Source organism: Pseudoalteromonas simplex (assembly GCF_015278155.1).
In the GTDB taxonomy this organism is placed as follows: domain Bacteria; phylum Pseudomonadota; class Gammaproteobacteria; order Enterobacterales; family Alteromonadaceae; genus Pseudoalteromonas; species Pseudoalteromonas simplex.
Map to the genome: position 1 here is coordinate 119257 of NZ_JADILN010000005.1, position 17769 is coordinate 137025.

Annotated in this window: 11 protein-coding genes and 1 pseudogene; 2 read left to right on the forward strand and 10 right to left on the reverse strand. The window is 42.2% G+C overall.

What is annotated here, in order from left to right; translation table 11 throughout:
- Positions 1–51: 51 nt before the first annotated feature.
- The 6 genes and pseudogenes from IRQ78_RS11985 to IRQ78_RS12010 form a co-directional block, all read right to left on the reverse strand.
- Complete coding sequence (locus tag IRQ78_RS11985) at positions 52–2205, reverse strand: prolyl oligopeptidase family serine peptidase (protein WP_194442333.1); 2154 nt, start codon at positions 2203–2205, stop codon at positions 52–54.
- Positions 2206–2366: 161 nt separating this feature from the next.
- Positions 2367–3368, reverse strand: a pseudogene (locus IRQ78_RS11990) (branched-chain amino acid aminotransferase); the annotation flags it as partial.
- 178 nt (positions 3369–3546) lie between these two features.
- Entirely contained in the window at positions 3547–4335 is a 789-nt protein-coding gene (locus tag IRQ78_RS11995) for an SDR family oxidoreductase (protein ID WP_054553037.1), read from the reverse strand.
- Positions 4336–4356: 21 nt separating this feature from the next.
- The gene (locus IRQ78_RS12000; protein WP_054553036.1) at positions 4357–4860 is read right to left on the reverse strand and encodes an Mpo1 family 2-hydroxy fatty acid dioxygenase; all 504 of its coding nucleotides are present in this window, start codon (positions 4858–4860) and stop codon (positions 4357–4359) included.
- Positions 4861–4964: 104 nt separating this feature from the next.
- Positions 4965–5369, reverse strand: a complete 405-nt coding sequence (locus IRQ78_RS12005; protein WP_194442335.1) for a hypothetical protein — start codon at positions 5367–5369, stop codon at positions 4965–4967.
- Between the two features lie 54 nt (positions 5370–5423).
- A complete protein-coding gene (locus IRQ78_RS12010; protein WP_194442336.1) occupies positions 5424–6086 on the reverse strand; it encodes a Crp/Fnr family transcriptional regulator in 663 nt (220 codons plus the stop codon).
- 109 nt (positions 6087–6195) lie between these two features.
- Between IRQ78_RS12010 and IRQ78_RS12015 the strand changes: the two genes are divergently transcribed.
- The gene (locus IRQ78_RS12015) at positions 6196–7485 is read left to right on the forward strand and encodes an amidohydrolase (RefSeq protein WP_105180951.1); all 1290 of its coding nucleotides are present in this window, start codon (positions 6196–6198) and stop codon (positions 7483–7485) included.
- Positions 7486–7610: 125 nt separating this feature from the next.
- A complete protein-coding gene (locus IRQ78_RS12020; protein WP_063704772.1) occupies positions 7611–8240 on the forward strand; it encodes a trimeric intracellular cation channel family protein in 630 nt (209 codons plus the stop codon).
- Here the strand turns inward: IRQ78_RS12020 and IRQ78_RS12025 are convergent.
- The 4 genes from IRQ78_RS12025 to recC are packed head-to-tail and all read right to left on the reverse strand — an operon-like array spanning position 8237 to position 17618.
- Entirely contained in the window at positions 8237–8692 is a 456-nt protein-coding gene (locus tag IRQ78_RS12025; RefSeq protein ID WP_194442337.1) for a GNAT family N-acetyltransferase, read from the reverse strand. The two genes, IRQ78_RS12020 and IRQ78_RS12025, sit on opposite strands and share 4 nt — an antisense overlap.
- A complete protein-coding gene (gene recD, locus IRQ78_RS12030; protein ID WP_228482624.1) occupies positions 8679–10688 on the reverse strand; it encodes an exodeoxyribonuclease V subunit alpha in 2010 nt (669 codons plus the stop codon). Before recD ends, IRQ78_RS12025 begins: the two co-directional genes overlap by 14 nt.
- Positions 10689–10732: 44 nt before the next feature.
- Positions 10733–14308 (reverse strand): exodeoxyribonuclease V subunit beta, encoded by a 3576-nt coding sequence (recB, locus tag IRQ78_RS12035; protein WP_194442339.1) that lies wholly within the window; start codon positions 14306–14308, stop codon positions 10733–10735.
- The gene (gene recC, locus IRQ78_RS12040; protein ID WP_194442340.1) at positions 14295–17618 is read right to left on the reverse strand and encodes an exodeoxyribonuclease V subunit gamma; all 3324 of its coding nucleotides are present in this window, start codon (positions 17616–17618) and stop codon (positions 14295–14297) included. The genes recB and recC overlap by 14 nt, the downstream gene beginning before the upstream one ends.
- Between the last annotated feature and the right edge of the window lie 151 nt (positions 17619–17769).

Sequence of the window (17769 nt, forward strand, 5' to 3'; positions counted from 1 at the left end):
CCGAGCTAAGCTCGGCGTTTTTAATTTTAGTTAAGTAATATATACATTACCTTATAGCGATTTAACACCCATGTTGTATAGAGTAAAGCCATAAATATCAGCGTACTGATCGATGATCTTACTGGTTGGTGTTCCTGCACCGTGACCAGCATTTGTTTCAATGCGAATAAGATACGGGTTTTGTTTCGCACCTTTGTCTTGTAGCTCTGCTGCAAACTTAAATGAATGCGCAGGTACCACACGGTCATCATGATCCCCTGTTGTCACTAAGGTTGCAGGGTAGCTAACACCTTCTTTTACATTGTGAACTGGTGAGTAGCCTTTTAAGTAATCAAACATTTCTTTACTTTGTTCACTCGTACCGTAGTCATACGCCCAACCAGCACCGGCTGTAAAGGTGTGGTAACGCAGCATATCTAAAACACCTACAGCAGGAAGCGCAACTTTAAATAGCTCAGGGCGCTGTGTCATAACCGCACCAACTAATAAGCCACCATTTGAGCCACCACGTACCGCTAAGTAATCAGGTGAGCTGTATTGTTTTTTGTTTAAGTACTCAGCCGCAGCAATAAAGTCATCAAATACATTTTGTTTCTTAAGCTGTGTACCATTTACATGCCATTCTTTACCGTATTCGCCACCACCACGAATATTAGCAACAGCATAGATACCACCGTGCTCAAGCCACGCCGCTACTGTAGGGCTATAACTTGGTGTTAGACTTACGTTAAAGCCACCATAGCCATATAAAATAGTCGGATTTTTACCGTTAAGCTCAGTGCCTTTTTTGTACGAAATAATCATCGGAACTTTGGTGCCATCTTTTGATGTATAGAACACTTGTTCAGAGATATATTCTTCGCTATTAAATTTAGCGCCCGACTTGCGGTACACATCAGACTTACCTGATTCAACATCAAACGAGTAGGTATTGCCTGGTGTAGTGTAATTCGTAAATGAGTAATACAGTGTTTGTGCATCGTGCTTGCCACTAAAGCCATATGCAGTACCTACACCTGGCAGGCTGATGTCACGCACCAATTTACCTGATTTATCGTATTGTTTTACTTGCGAAATCGCATCAACCATATACTTAGCAAAGAAGTAGTCACCGCCTTTCGAAATGCTAAGTACATTGTCAGTTTCAGGGATTAAATCTTGCCAATTTTCAGGGCTTGGATCAGCAGCATCAACAGTCACTACACGCATATTGGGTGCGTTTAAGTTAGTCACCAAATACAATTTCGAGCCGTCATTATCAATAATTGAGGTATCTGAGTCAGTGTTATCTAAAATCGTCACTAACGTGCTGTCAGGCTTAGTTAAATCTTTGATAAACAGTTTATTACCTGATGTTGAAGTACTTGCAGCAATAATTAAATAACGATTATCACGGGTCACATCAGCACCAATATAACGATGTTTCTGTGCCTCTGTGCCACCATAAACTAATTGATCATCTGCTTGTGCCGTGCCTAACTTATGGTAGTAAACTTTATGTTGATCTGTTTTTGCAGACAGCTCACTACCTTTTGGCTTATCGTAGCTCGAATAATAGAATCCTTCGTTGCCAAGCCAAGAGATACCGCTGAATTTTACATCGACTAATGCTTCTTCAATTGGTTGTTTAGTCGCTGTATCAATAATGATAATTTTACGCCAGTCACTGCCGCCTTCAGAGATTTGATAAGCCGCTAAAGTGCCATCTTCTGTGAATGTTAAGCCCGACATTGAAGTTGTGCCGTCACTACTGAAGGTATTAGGATCTAAGAACACCTCAGCTTCAGAGTCGCCTTTTTTACGATAAACTACGTACTGATTTTGCAGACCATCGTTTTTATAAAAGTAGGTGTACTCACCCTCTTTAAATGGCGCTGTGACTTTTTCGTAGTTCATCAACTTTTCAAGCGTAGTTTTTAGCTCATCGCGATACGGAATATTTTTTAGATAAGAAAAGGTAACGTCATTTTCGGCTTTAACCCACTGGGCTGTTTCGTCGCTCATATCGTCTTCTAACCAACGGTATGGATCGGCTACTTTCTCACCGAAGTACTCGTCAACAACATTGCCTTTTTTAGTTTCTGGATAATTCACAGCAGCTTTAACCTCTGCAGTTTTCACTGTTTGTTCTGTTTTTGTTGGGGTAGACTCACCGCAGCCCGCCAATGCAACAACAATCGCACATGCTAGTGTTTTCTTGATCATAATAAATTTACTTTTAGTTATTGTTAATAAAATGAAAGTAAAATTAAAGCATTAGAATGTCTAGTAATTTGCGGTTAAACACCGGAAGTGCTGTAAACCAATGTAAAAACAAAAAAGCCACGTAGTAACGTGGCTCTTCAAAGCATGTATTTGCTCAGCGATTATACTTTTGTTAACCAGCCATGAGTATCTGCTGATTTACCCCATTGAATATCATTCAATGCTTGGCGTAATTTTGCGACTTTTTCACCCGGCTCACCCGACCCCACTTTAAACTCTTGGTTGTTATGAATAAGTGTGCCAACCGAAGTAAGTACCGCAGCAGTACCTGATAACGCAGCTTCAGTACCTGGTTTAGCGGCTCTTTCTAGTAACTCAGACACAGTAAAGTTACGCTCAGATACTGTCATACCTAAATCTTTAGCAATCGTTAAAATACTATTACGTGTTACACCGTGTAAGAATGTGCTATCAAGTGCTTTTGTGATGATTTCATCACCATCAATTAGAATGAAGTTTGCAGCACCAGTTTCTTGTACATCACCACCAGGGCAGAATAAAATTTGGTCTGCTTGATGCTCTGAGCGAGCTTCTAAGATTGGACCTAATGCACTTGCGTAGTTACCACCACTTTTAACCATACCCATGTGTGGTGCACAGCGCATGCCATCTTCTTCAAGTAATACACGTAATGCTGTAGCACCACCAGCAAAGTAATCACCCACTGGCGAAAGTAATACATACAGTAGTGAACTCATTGACGGTGCAGCCGCTTTACCAATAGCCGCTTCTGTACCAATGTGAGTTGGGCGAATATACATAGACCCCGGTGGTGTTGGTGTTTCGTCTGCGTATTCTTTTACAATGTCTTTGATCATTTGCTCAAGCATGCCTTCGTCAAAGTCAGGTAAGTTTAGTAACTTAGAGCTTTGTTTCATACGAGCAATGTTAGCATCCATACGAAAGATATAGACCGAGCCATCTTCGTGACGAAATGCTTTTAATCCTTCAAAACAGGTGCTTGAGTAATGTAATACGTGAGCACCCGCATGTAATTCGATTTTATCAGATGGGACCAGCGCACTTTCACTCCATGAGTTATCAGCAAAACGTGCTTGGATCATTTGTGGCATAAATACAGTACCAAATGCGGCCATTGTTGTTCTCTCTTGTTTGGACTACTTTTACCCCATTGTATGCTAATCCATCCCCGTTTAACCATAGCAAACTAGTGCCTTTTATCGATTAAAGTAATAATAATTCGACCATTTTGTACAAAAAATGCGCAACCCAAGTTGCGCATTGTTTACTGAGAATCATTCGCTAACAAATGACTATAAATTATCTGTAGTTCATTTTTGCTGTGAGGCGATTAAAAAAGCCCGGGAAAAAACGCTTGATAGTCGGTGCTAAACCACTAATACCTTCACCAATAACAACTTCATCTTTCTCGGCTTCAATGGCTTTGATCATTTTTGCAGCGGCTTTTGCCACATCCATGCCGTTTTCTATTGATTGTTCTGGTTTATTTTGCGGTTTACCTTGGCCATCTAACGAATTATGCGCAATAGCTGTTTTAATTGAACCCGGGCAAATAGTCAGGCAATTCACATTTTTATCGGCTAATTCTGCCCTTAAGCAATCCATAAAGCCAACAACTGCATACTTAGAACCCGAATACCCAGTTCTGAACTTTGAACCGACTTTACCCGCTACACTGCTAATTGATACCACCATGCCCATACCTTGCTTCACCATCTGTGGTACGACCGCCTTAGTTAAAGCAATTAAACCAAAATAGTTTACTTCCATCAGTTGGCGATAAACCGTAAATTCGTTTTCTAAAAATAGACTACGCTGCGACACCCCACCGTTATTGATAAGCACATCAATGCGGCCAATTCGCTCGATCACTGCTGGCATATCTTCAAGTAAGGCTTCGGGCTTTGCCAAATCAAGGGCGACCACATGATGATTACCGCCGAGTCTAGTATTAAGAGCGTTGAGTTTTTCCTCATTTCGGGCAGACAGTACTAGCGTTGCCCCTTTTGCCGCCAATTGCTCACAAAGTGCCTCACCAATTCCAGAAGATGCCCCAGTAACCCAAACTGTTTTACCATTTAATTGCATGTGTGTTCCTTATTATTGTTGTTATGCTTTATTAGGCCCTGCATGTTGTTCGATATGATCAGCAATATCTTTATAAAAACCAAGCATAATCAAGAACTCTGCTAATACAAATAACGGCCCTATGACCAAACCAATTAAATCATCAACAAAGGCTGGCTTTTTACCTTCAAAATAGTGACCAATAAACTGAAACACCCAACCAACCACGAAACTGCCAATGCTGACAGTTAGCCATAACTCTGTTGAAAGCGACACCACAGGCTCAGCAGCAATGCTTAACAAACTTAAGCATACAGCCATAATTAACCCCATAGATAAGCTAAGCATTAAGTAATAAAGACAGGTGAGCGCAATTACCACGGTTGCCAAGGAGATAACAGCAGGCTCTGAGATAAGCGTGACGCGTTGTAATAAACAAATAATTGCAAACACAATTAATGGGATGCCGATAAAGTGAGTGACAATATTGCGTTTAGAACGGTGATAAAGGGCGTAATTTGTCAGTTGTTGTTTTAATGTTTTCATTGTTTTTCCTGCCAAAACTGTGTTCAAAATTCAGATTAGCAGAAAATTCACCAACAAGAATGTCAACTAGCCGACATTTAAAGTTGCTAGCTTAAAATCACACATTAAACCAGCGCATCAATAACTTTGCCTTTTTCAGCTTCTGGCTGCATATCCATGCGTTCGCGACCTTTTTGATACTCTTCATCGAGCATCGCTTGCAGCTCATTCATTTTTTCTTGCAGTGCTTTAGTATCGGCACCTTGTTGTTGCATTTGTTCGGCAAGTTTTTCTATTTGCGCTTTTATTTCGTCAATTTTCTCTTTATCAACCCCGAGTCGCTGATAAACCAAAGCTTCTTGAGCTTGTGCTAAAAAAGAGCTGGGCTCAGGCTGCTTTTGTAAAAGTTGTTGTGCTGAAGATGCTGGCGTATGCATGGCTTTCACACCCTCAGTGCGAGCCGTTTGCGACAGCTTAGCAGCAGCCGAAGCGTGATAAGGGTTATATTGATTATGAAATGTAATTGCCACAAGTTGTCTTCCATTTAAGCTTGATTACAACCTTGTAGCAATTTTAGTTCCAAACTAGCATTGAGATTGCAATTTATCGATATCAATAATCTCAATCGTTTGATATTTAAGGTTAATAATTGAGTCAGCTTGCAGGGATTGTAATATTTGGTTAATGGTTTGCCGTGTTAAATAGGTCATATCGGCAAGTTGTTGCTGGGTAAGCGGCAAACAGCTTTGGTGTGACGATTGAAAAAGCATGCATAACCGCTTACTCACCTTTTGCTTTGCTGTAAGGAGTGCGTGATCTTCTAATGAGTCAAACAGGTTTCGCACTTTATTGGTAAGCAGCAGCCCAAAGTCATGCCAATAAGCGGGATGCTCTTGTAATAACTGAGTTAATGCCCGCTCAGGTACGTGTAAAAGTCGTACCGCAGTTTGAGCATACACATCGTGGGTGCGTTTACCACCATCAAACAGAGCCACTTCACCAAACCACATAGCACCGGTTACAAAACTGAGCACCGCTTCTTTGCCTTGGCTATTGACCCCAGAAACTCTAAGCACACCATTAATAACACAATACAGACCGGTATTTTCATCACCACGCAAAAACAATGCATCACCCGCATTTAAGGTGATTAATTTAGCATTTTTTACTAGCTTGTCCCTAAATAATTGTGTGCGATTTTTAAACCATTTGTCTTGGTTAATTACCGAAAGGTATTGTTCATTCAAGTGTTTATCCTTTACATTGGTGTAGTGTGCATATATCCAAGCCACCTCAAAATGCAGAATTCAGCGTTTAACAGGTTGTTTGGATATCCAAATAATAAAAGGATACGGGATGTTAAACAAACTACTTTCGACCAGCCTACTTCTCAGTGCTATTTCTACCCCTGCATTTGCGAGTGATATTAATTCTGAACTTAAATCTGCAAATAAAAGCGTCAGCGAAAAAGTCATTAAATGGCGCCGTCATTTGCATCAAAACCCAGAGCTTAGTAACCGTGAGTTTGAAACAGCTAAATACGTGGCTAAGCATTTACGTTCGTTAGGCCTTGAGGTTCAAACAGGTGTGGCACATACCGGTGTAGTTGCCAAACTTAAGGGGGGCAAAAAAGGTCCGCTTATTGCGCTACGTGCTGATATGGATGCATTACCTGTTAAAGAGCAAGTAGACTTACCTTTCGCGTCAACTCAAACAACAGAGTACAAAGGCAATACCGTTGGCGTGATGCATGCCTGTGGTCATGATAACCATGTGGCTATTTTAATGGCAGCCGCTGAGTCTTTAGTAAAAATTAAAGACCAGCTCGCGGGTGATATTCTGTTTGTCTTCCAACCTGCTGAAGAAGGTGCTCCTGATGGCGAAGAAGGCGGTGCAGAGCTTATGCTTAAAGAAGGCTTATTTAAAGAAAAGCCAGAAGCCGTATTTGGTTTACACGTAACCAGCTCTCTTAATACCGGACAAATTGGTTTTCGTGAAGGGCCGCTAATGGCCAGCGCCGATAAATTTACTATCACAGTAAAAGGTCGCCAAACTCACGGTTCTCGCCCTTGGAATGGGGTTGACCCAATTGTGGCGTCATCACAAATTATTATGGCAACACAAACCATCGCTTCTCGCCAAGTTGATGTGACCAAAGCGCCTTCTGTGGTTTCATTTGGTGCCATTAATGGCGGTGTGCGTAACAACATCATCCCTGATCAAGTTGAAATGGTGGGCACAATTCGTACCTTTGACCAAGAAATGCGTGCTGACATTAAAAAACGTTTAGCTAAAACCGCTGAGATGGTAGCTGAATCAGGTGGTGCAGAAGCACATGTTCACATTGATCATGGTTACCCAGTAACAGTGAACGATGTTGAATTAACCAAGAAAATGACACCAACACTTGCTGGTGTAGTTGGTAAAGAAAACCTGATCACAACGCCACTTATCACAGGTGCCGAAGACTTTAGTTACTACGCCTTAGAAACACCAGGCATGTTCTTTTTCTTAGGTGTCACACCAAAAGGTCAAGATGCAGTTACAGCACCAAGTAACCATTCACCACACTTTTTTGCAGACGAAAAAGCTTTACAGCTAGGCGTAAATGCAATGACACAATTAGTGGTTGATTACCTTAAATAAGCGGATTGAGATAATCACTAATCCTGCTGGCGGGTGACATCATTACCCGCCCTATTTTCTTAGCTGTTCAGCATCAATAAAGCTCATTTTGCTAGGGTTAACTTACTAATAGGTAAGGAAGCCCCATGACATCAGAATACTTTCATTTTTTAAGCATTATCGGTGTAGCGTTTTTTGCTATTTCTGGCACTTTGCTGGGCCATGAAAAAAGTGTCGGTGGTTTTGGTGTGGTGGTCGTTGCCACAGTCACCGCCTTGGGTGGTGGCACACTTCGAGACATATTACTTAACAAACCGGTATTTTGGATAGCTCAGCCCGATTATTTGTACGCAACTTACATAGCCATATTCGCGTCTATTCTATCAATTCGTCACTTACCCGATTTAAGTAACACCACCATGCTATTAATGGATGCCGTAGGGATGGCTATTTTCAACATTATTGGTATCGAAAAGGCACTGATTGGCGGCGCAGATATGATTGTTGCCATCACCATGGGTATGACCACGGGTATTTTTGGCGGCCTGATGCGTGATGTGATCTGCCGTGAAGTGCCTCTGGTCATGGGCGAAGAACTCTATTCAACCGCTTGCTTATCTGGCGGGTTAACTTACGCGGCTTTATTCACCCTTGAGGTGAGTTATATTTGGTGCATTATTGGCGCATTTACGGTGACGGTATGTTTACGATTAGGCGCCATACACTTTGGCTGGCAACCTAATCTGTTTCGTAAAAGCAGCTTTAAACGCTCTTAGCAGGTCATATAAATACAGCCATCGAGTGGCATGTCCGCTGGATACTGGGTTTGTATAAAACCCAGTTTTTCATAGGCTGTTTTAGCAAGGGTATTGTGGCTATACACAAACAACGACAAGCTATCGCAGTTCAATTGCTGTTTGCCCTGCTCTCCTAGTAAATTTATCAACACTTTTGCAAGACCTTTACCACGTTCACTTGGCGCGATAACTAGCCGCCCTAAATGGCAACGACCTCCACGTAAATAGTATTGACCAAACCCTAACATCTGGCCCTCGTCATTAATCAACGCGAAGGAATTCAGCGCATCTAGGTTTAAATCATTCTTAAAGCTTTGCGTATCAAATGGGTAATTAAAAAATGGCCCAGACCAAATACGCAGTTCAGCCTCTGAGTTAAACCAACCCATTAACTCGTTGAGTTGATCACTCGTTACTTTAACTAGCTTCATGTTTTAACCTATCGTATAAACCCGATGCACGAGTAACTGATTTATTCATTGCCATGAGCAATACATTTTTATCGGCCACCAGCTCAAATGTGGTTTTCGCGCGGGTGATCCCCGTGTAAACCAATTGCCTGTTAATGCCCTGATTAGCCTGTTTTATTGGTGGTAAAATCATTGCTGTGTAAGCAAATTCAGAGCCTTGCGACTTATGAATTGTCATGGCATACACTTTATCGTGAGCTGGTAAGCGTGCGGGCGAAAAGGCACGAATATTTTCTTGTTCATCAACAAACATGGCTTTTAACTGACCTTGCTCATCGTGCATTAAAATACCTATGTCGCCATTAAACAGTTTTAACTGGTAGTCGTTTTGGCTGATCATAATTGGCATACCCACGTAATGCCTTTGATATGGCGAGATTAAACCTTGTTGAGCCAGTGCTTTTTCAATACGCTGATTAAGGCTATTTACACCGTAATCACCCTCTCTGACGGCAGCTAGCAACTGATAATGCGCAAAGGCTTTATGCACACTGGCAACACTTGCCCCTTGCTGGATAAGCTGCAAATAATCGTGATATTGCAACGCCGCTTGTTGCACAAATTGCTCAATCGGTTTACTAATTACGCTGTAATTAAGTTTAAGGTCTTTAAAGCCACCTTGATTAATCGTTTGCTCAACATAGCCCAGTAAGCCACTGTTATTGGTATTTACAGCTTGTGCTAATTGACCAATGCCGCTGCTACCATCAAAACGATAACTTTGCTGTAAAAACGCAATACAATCGTTAAGTACAAAATGACTGCTTGCCGCGGGTATTTCGCTCTGATTATTAAAACAAACGCGATTAAGCTGCGCTGCTCTTTCACTGCTGTAATCAGGCATTTTGCCAAGCTCTAACCCTTGGCATAGGTCGCTAAGAATACTGCCCGTATCAACCGAGGCTAATTGGTCTTTATCACCCAGTAAAATAAGCCTTGCATGGCTCGGTAATGCCTCGATTAGTTTTGCCATAAGCGATAAATCAACCATCGACGCTTCATCAATGATCAGTACATCTAAATGCAGCGGATTACGCTTGTTATGGCGAAACTTATTGGTATGTGGAATAACGCCCAGTAAACGGTGAATCGTTTGCGCGCTGTCAGGAATAAGTGGCGCGATATTATCAGGGATCATACTAAGCTTTTGTTTTGCCCCTAAAATCGACTCGGTTAAACGCGCTGCCGCTTTACCTGTCGGTGCAACCAGCTTAATTGTTAGCGGCGCACTGGCATACAAAGATTGTAAAATGGCCAATAGCTTAGTTACAGTTGTGGTTTTACCTGTACCCGGGCCGCCAGTGATCACACTAAAGCCTTTTGTTGCGGCAATCGCACAGGCTACTTTTTGCCAGTTTAATGTTTTAATAGGATCGCTTGGGTTGGGTGTATGTTCACTATTAGGAAAATACACCTCAAGTAATGACGTTAATTCGGCTTCATCAAGTGTGAGTTCTTTCGTTGCTAAATGATGTAAACGCGAAGCCAGTGTGGTTTCGTACTCTGCCAAGCGGGCAAAATAAAGTTTATTCGCAAACAACAGTAGTGGCTTGTCGTCCCCGACACACTCAGCATTCATTAGTTTTTTAACGGCCTCATTAAGGCCAAATTCCAGAGCAAACGGGGTTAAAACATCAGGGGCTGCAATGCTGGCATCAGCAAAGCTTTGCTCTCTAATTTCAAACGGATTTTGCCAGTTTATATTCACGAGCTCTAAGCAGCTGTGCTGACTTTGCTGCGCGGCCGCAAGTAATAAAATCAGGTAAAACACTTCGTTGTGCGCTGCTTCGTTATTCTCTACCAGTGTTTCTGTGCCAGTCAATAGCTCTGCGAGTTTAACATCAACTAAGCGAATACGTTTTGCCTCAAGTAAATAACTCAGTAAAGGCTGTGTTTTAAGTTCTGTGGCAGGCAACACTAAATCGCTTTGGGCATGTTGTTCTGGCTGCTTATTCATTGGCTCGTTTGGCTCATGGTCATCAAAGCCGAATGTCAGTTGACTCATAGCATGGCTCCTTGTGCGAATAAGCTATCCAGCTCAGTTATCTGCTGTTTTGTTAACTGATTAAAATACACCCCTTGTCCTTCGCTCATACCACGTAAGAAGGTGTAGTAAACACCCCCTAAATGCGTATCGCTATCGTAATCTTGAATACGTTGTTTTAATAAACGGTGCAGTGCCACGGTATAAATTAAATACTGCAAATGATACTGATGACTGGTCATGGCTTGCTCTAGTTGCTCATGTTGGTAGTCAGCCGCACTATTGCCTAAAAAGTTCGATTTATAATCAAGAATATAATACTTACCCTGCCAGCAAAATATTAAATCGATAAAGCCTTTTAGTAAGCCTTGTACCTCACTAAAATCAAGCTGCCCGGGTAAGTTAAAGTGTTTTACTAACACTTGGTTAAGCTTATCGCTTGAGAGCGATAACAGCGGTAAGTTAAATTCCATTTCGACCAAACAGGTATCGGGCTCAAGTACTGATAAACTAAGCCCTTTATCGTTTAATGGGCAATTCAGTGCAGCAAGGATCCACTGCTCGGTCATTTCCTGCCAACTATCGTCAATATGGTATTTTTCGAATAACGTTTTGATCACTTTATCAAGGGCGTGGTCATCTTGCTCGCTAGCTGGGCGCGTTAACGCATAAGGGTCAGTAAAGTCTAATTGCTCAAATATTTCATGCAAACAACTACCCGGCTTTGCCCCTTTTGGGAAGCTGTAAGGTGTTAAAGCATTGGCATTTTGGGCTAAAAACTCATCTTTTTCGTGGTCTTCATCACTGCGGCCAAGTTCAATGTGATCAGTATGCTTTTTCAGCGTTAAGCTACTAAAGCTGGTTGAGCGCCAATCACGCTGAATGTCTGCTTTAACAGTATTAACTTGATAGGCTTGCTCACTGTCTGTACCAGCAAATGTTAACTTCTCAAGCTCATCCGCTTGGCTAAATGCCTCATAGTGCATGTGCGCAGAGCCTTCACAAAATTGTTGTAACAAAGCGCGCCATTCATCGCCCGATTTAATCTCTAACCCTGCAAATAATACGTGGCCAATGCTGGTACTTTGAATACCAGGGCGAGCGCTACGACCTTGGGCAATGTTATACATACCCACAGAACAAAAATGCACGGCACGAGTCAGTGCCACATAAAGTAAACGTAAATCTTCAGCCAAGCGCTCTTGCTCTGCTTTTTGCATTGCGTCGTCACTTTTAGCAAGGTCATAAATCAACTTATCGTCTTTGTGGTAAAGGGCTTCTTTGCTTTCGCGATAGCCACAGGCAAACGGCATGAATACAATCGGGTACTCTAAGCCTTTTGAAGCGTGCATGGTGACAATTTTCACCAAATTAGCATCGCTTTCTAGGCGTACTTGCACCGCTTCACCATCTTGTTGACTAACTTTTTGCGCAAACCAACGCAGCAATCGATGGGTTCCCTCAAGCTCAATTTGCTTTTGCTGCAAGATTTCCCCTAAATGACGGAAATCGGTGAGCCAGCGTTCAACGTTGTAACCTAAACCTTGCCAACGCGCTGCAAGCTGATTATGGCTTAATAAACGCTCGAGCATCGCCATAGCGCCTTGTTTATGCCAAATGTGAGCAAGCTGAGCAAAAAAGTTTAAATGCTCTTGCCATGCACTTTCATTTTCGTGAAGCTCATAAATACGGTTGTAGCTTAAACAAAACAATGGCCCGGCTAGCACACCACGCAGTAATGATTCATCATACTGTCCATGCAAGGCCGTTAAAAAGTTCAGTAAATGATGACTAAGCTCTTGGTTAAAAACACTATCTCGCGACAAATATACGCTGGCAATAGCGGCTTCTGCCAGTGCAGTTTTCATTAACTGTGCTTCGTTTCGGTCACGCACTAACACACAGATATCGGCGGCCGTGAGAGGCTTTCCTGCAATAGTTGCAGCGCCTGCATCGGCTTGCTTAAGTAGCTCAGTAATTTTTTTCGTATACTGCAAAGCCAATGCCTGTTGAGCCACCCCTTTGCTGGTTGGCTTGTTGTTGGCTTCGGCGTATTCATCAACAAAAACCGAAAATTCAAACGCACTTGGCATTTCACCATTTATTAAAAACGCTTTGTCTTGCTGTTTTCCCTTCGCATTAACCTTTTGAAATGGGATTGCGTCGTTGTAAATAAAGCTATTAGCATTTTTAGCAAATAAACGGTTTACGCTATCAACAACCCCTTCACTTGAGCGGTAGTTGGTATCTAGGGTGTATTGCTTGTCATCTGAAACGGCTTGTTTTGCGCCAATATAAGTAAAAATATCTGCACCACGGAATCCATAAATAGCCTGTTTAGGGTCACCTATCATGGCAAGCGTGGTGTTTTTAATGCCATAAATGCGGCTAAAAATACCATATTGAACTGGGTCGGTATCTTGGAATTCGTCAATCATGGCAACCGGAAACAAAGTCGCAATTTTTTCACTTAACGCTTGGCCTTGCTCACTTAAAAGTGCCTGATGCAAGTTACTCAGTAAATCATCTGGAGTAATAACGCCTTGCTCTTGCTTGCGTTTAACTAATGCATTTGCGACCCATTTAGCTGCGTATTGCACTATCGCAATATTCAAGCCGTTATTGATAAGGCTATTGAGTTTAGCCATTTCATCAAACTGAGCCAGCATTTCATGACTCAGCAAGCTGCCGTTTTTCTTGTAATTTGCAGGGTCGCTTAAATTCTCTGTGCTCCACACTTCGAACGAGTATTTACTGGTACCAAATACAAAAAATAGCTCATCATTGTTTATATACTCTTCAAGCGCAGCAAGGCTGTTTTTTCGACCTGGAGTTTTTGAGCCACTTAAATCAGACGCTTTTACGGCATTAATAAATTCACTCTCACGGCACGCCTTTTTAAATGCTGGTACTTTTGCCACAAAGTTGTCGCGCGCTTGCCATATTTCATCAAGGTCATACTCAGGGGTAATTGTTGCCCCTTGTTTATTGAGTAAACTCACCACCTGTGAGTACAGTGACGCTGGCACAGGGAAAATATCGGTAATTGCTTGCGTGCGCTCTTTTGATTGTGGGTAAACAAAGGCACGCCAAAAGTCATTAAGGGTTTCTTGAATAAGCTCACGCTCATCTAAAATAAACTCTAAGTTAAACGCCACGCCGGATTCAAAGGCATGTTGTTTCAGCATTCGCTGACAAAAACCATGAATGGTGAATATAGCGGCTTCATCCATCGACTTTGCCGCAGCGTCTAGCAAATCAAATGCGGCGTGTTTGTCAGTTACCTCGTTAATTATTTGCTCAATCAGCTCATCATCAAGCTTTTTACCAAGCAGAGCATCTCTGGCATTGATTATACGCGCCCTTACACGGTCTTTAATTTCTTGAGTTGCAGCCTCAGTAAAGGTCACTACCAGTATTTGCTCAACACTTAGAGGCGTATTTAATTGTTCATCTTCACCAGTCGCTTTTTGTAAGCCCAACAAATACCGTAAATACAAACCTGTAATGGTGTAGGTTTTACCTGTACCGGCACTGGCTTCAATAAGGCTTTGCCCACACAGCGCCATACTCATTGGATTAAGCGTTTGCATGATCTGCCTCCTGTGCTAATTCAACAATTGGCGATAACAGCAGCTCGCTCCATTTTATAAACTCTTCTTCACAGTCTTTAAGGCTTTTAATGGTTAAGCGAATGTATGGGTTTTCACCTTCACCTATGCCTATGTATTGCGGCGCGAATTTATTGGATGCTTTAACCATGTCTTTATCTGTTTTTATGTACTCGTAACCACTGACCGGAAAAAACGCCACAGGACGAGTTAAAAGCGTTTTATAAAGCGAGAACCAATCGTTTAAATACTTGCAGGCATCGTCTTCTGACAAGGGTGAAAAACTAATTTGCTTGTCTAAACCAAGAATAAGGGTTTCGACTGGCTGACCCATTATTTGCGCCGCTAAATGATGCACAAAGCCACGAATTACATCTTTTGCTTTAATACTGGCGGTGCGATAAAACACCTGTTTTTGACCATAAATATGATTTAACCAACCCTCTAGTGTGGTATTGGCTATTTTAATATTTACTTCAACGGGTAATGCTTCATCACCTTGAATATGCGCTTTAACTTGCCCTGCAAGCGCATCAACCCGGTGCTGCATACTTTCAAACACAAGATCGCCAACATGGGCTTGGGGTAATTCACCGCGCTGCATTATTTGCGCTTTATTAAGCGGTAGCTCTTGAATGCTGGCTTCGAGAATTTCGTCTAGGTAAAAGTAGCGACGTAATGCGTCTAAACTAAATGGCTCTTCATCTTTAGCTATATCGTTAAATTGCGGCAAGCGTAAACCCAAACTTTGCTGATAAAAGCTCTCGTGCGGCTGGCAAATACTGCGAATGAACTGAGTTAACTCAACACTGCTTTCTGGCTGAACACTGAGCGCTTGCTGAGGCTCAGGGTTAACAGGCTGAGTTGGCATCCACACTGGGTTATAGCTGTGTAATTGTGTGGCTAACGGTTTGTTTGCTTTTTGCTCGTCATCTGATTTCTCTGTTAGATAATAAGCTGGGTTAAATGGCTGTAAGTGCTGATAATTAATTAGCGCCTCTGGTAGTTTTAAGTGAGTGTTTTTATCAGCAAATTTAAAACTACGGGCTATGTATTCCAAAAGCTCGCTCACTAAAGTTGAGGGCATTCTTGGTTGGTTATCAAAGCAAGAACGGCCAATATAACTGATGTATAAATTCTCACGAGCACTTAAAATCGCTTCTAAAAACAGGTAACGGTCATCAAGTTTGCGAGAGCGGTCGCCTTTTTGGCGCTTTGAGTAAGGAACTAAGTCAAAACCGATTGGCTGAACGGTACGCGGATAATCCGCATCATTTAAACCTAGCATGCACACCACTTTAAATGGCACCGCACGCATTGGCATCAACGTACAAAAGTTAACTTGCCCCACTAAAAAGCGCTGCCCTACACCTTTTTCTTGAATACCTTGTTTAACCAAGTAACTAACAATGCGCTGGGAAACAGCTTGTTGGTAATCGCCATTGTCATAATGCTTAATCAGTGTATCGAGCACTTTTTGCAGCACTAATAAATCCCAGCTTTGTTCGCCTTCATCGCTGTACACATCGTTTAATAATTCTTTTAGAATTTCTGCTTTTTCGTTAAGTGGTGCATCAGCTTGCAGCTTGGCTTTATAACGGGCCAGTACATCAATAAATTCAATAAGTTTATTTAAGGTATTCAGTGCCATACCTTCAACTTCATCGGCACTGTAAATCCCCGAAAACGGCAATTGCTCATCACGTTGTGCAACACCTAATAACAAGCGGTTTAGGCCATGTTGCCAAGTATTTAAATCTATTGCGGGTAAGCCAAAACTGTCTTTGTGGGCTGCATCTAAGCCCCATTTAACGCCAACACGCTCAAGCCAAAAACCAATTTGCTCATATTCATGGGATTCGAGGTTAAACTTCTCGGCAATTTGTGTGACTTGCAGTAAATCAAGAATGTCAGACACACCAAAGCGTGAGTAAGGTAAATCGGCTAAACTAGCAAACGAGCTAAGTACTGGTTTTTCTTGCTCTATCGCTAAATCGGCTAACGCATAAGGAATAAAACGTCGCCCTTCGGCACCACCAAACACCGCCTCAATATACGGGCTGTATGTGCCAACATCTGGCATCATCACAATAATATCTTTTGGTGTTAGCGCTTTATTTTCATTGAATAAATTGAGTAAGTAATCATGTAGTCGTTCTACTTCACGAAGTGGCGTGTGACAATCGCTCAGCACAATGCTGGTATCGTCTGCCTGAATTGGCAACTTGCCTTCGTCATTAATAAACCATTCTTTATCAGGCGTTAATGACTCACCCTTAAAAGCTAATTGGTAAATTTCTGACTGTATTTGCGATAACAAGCTTTGATCAAACTCGTTATCGAATCCGTCAAGCCACTGCGCATCTAGTTGCAGTAACTGTTCAAAATAGTCTCGGCCTAATTTACCCCACGACGAGAGTAACGGGTTACCAATAAAAAAGTACTCGTGATCAGGGTTTTTAGCGCTGTCTTCAAGCGCTTGCAACTGCGGGCGTTTAGCATATTTAGCAGCAATCTTGGCTGCTGTTTTTTCATCGAGCGTGTCGCCCCAGTAATGCTCACTGGGGTTGAAGAAGAACAAAAATACCTGCGTTTTTTTCGCAATGGCCTGAAATACTTCAAGCTGGCTACTCGCAATTGCAGAAATACCAAATAAGCTAATACGCTCAGGTAATAGGTTTGCGTCCATTTTATCAAGGGCTGCAAGGAGTTTATCTTGCATATTGGCGCGGTGATATTGGCTTTGCCCAAGCTCTTTACTGTGTGCCACCAGCTTGCGCCAGAGATCTGGCTGCCATGGTGTAATGCCCACATCAACATCATCAAGTTCATCAATGCCCTGCTCCCAAGTGGCAATCCAATTAGGGCGATACATTAAGTATTGGTCATAAACGTCGGCAATTTTCTCGCACAAGGCAAAGGTTTTTTGCCCTTCACTGTCACCATCCAAATAGGTTTTAAGTGGTAAGTACAGCGGCTCATCAATGCAGTTTGGTAAAATCGCAAACAGCTTCCAAGCAAGGTTAGCTTTGTTATACGGTGATTCACTGGGTACATCAGGCAATAATTGTTGGTAAAGCTGCCAAATAAAACTCGAAGGCAGCGGAAAATCAACCTGAGCGGCAATCCCTAAGTGTTCACTTAAACCTATTTTTAGCCACTGCGACATACCCGGTGACTGCACGAGCACAATTTCTTTTTTAAAAGGGCTCGTTAGCGGATTAACTTTAAGAAGAGCGTGAAACCGCGCTTGCAGTGCTTCCATGCGATTTGATTGAATTATATTCAGCACTTTACACTGTCCTTGCTTGAAACTAACTAATTGACACAGTGTAAGATATTTTAATTAGATGGGATAGAGAGAAATACCCGCAAACAAGGCTTATTCCATGTTTGCAGGCATGTGCTGCGGGCATGTGTTTAGGATATGCGCAGCAGGCAAT

What these genes read in the sequence shown, in the direction of transcription:
- IRQ78_RS11985 (WP_194442333.1), bottom strand. Translation starts at nt 2,205, where the DNA reads ATGATCAAGAAAACACTAGCATGTGCGATTGTTGTTGCATTGGCGGGC.
- IRQ78_RS11995 (WP_054553037.1), bottom strand. Translation starts at nt 4,335, where the DNA reads ATGCAATTAAATGGTAAAACAGTTTGGGTTACTGGGGCATCTTCTGGA.
- IRQ78_RS12000 (WP_054553036.1), bottom strand. Translation starts at nt 4,860, where the DNA reads ATGAAAACATTAAAACAACAACTGACAAATTACGCCCTTTATCACCGT.
- IRQ78_RS12015 (WP_105180951.1), top strand. Translation starts at nt 6,196, where the DNA reads ATGTTAAACAAACTACTTTCGACCAGCCTACTTCTCAGTGCTATTTCT.
- IRQ78_RS12020 (WP_063704772.1), top strand. Translation starts at nt 7,611, where the DNA reads ATGACATCAGAATACTTTCATTTTTTAAGCATTATCGGTGTAGCGTTT.
- IRQ78_RS12025 (WP_194442337.1), bottom strand. Translation starts at nt 8,692, where the DNA reads ATGAAGCTAGTTAAAGTAACGAGTGATCAACTCAACGAGTTAATGGGT.
- recD (WP_228482624.1), bottom strand. Translation starts at nt 10,688, where the DNA reads ATGAATAAGCAGCCAGAACAACATGCCCAAAGCGATTTAGTGTTGCCT.
- recB (WP_194442339.1), bottom strand. Translation starts at nt 14,308, where the DNA reads ATGCAAACGCTTAATCCAATGAGTATGGCGCTGTGTGGGCAAAGCCTT.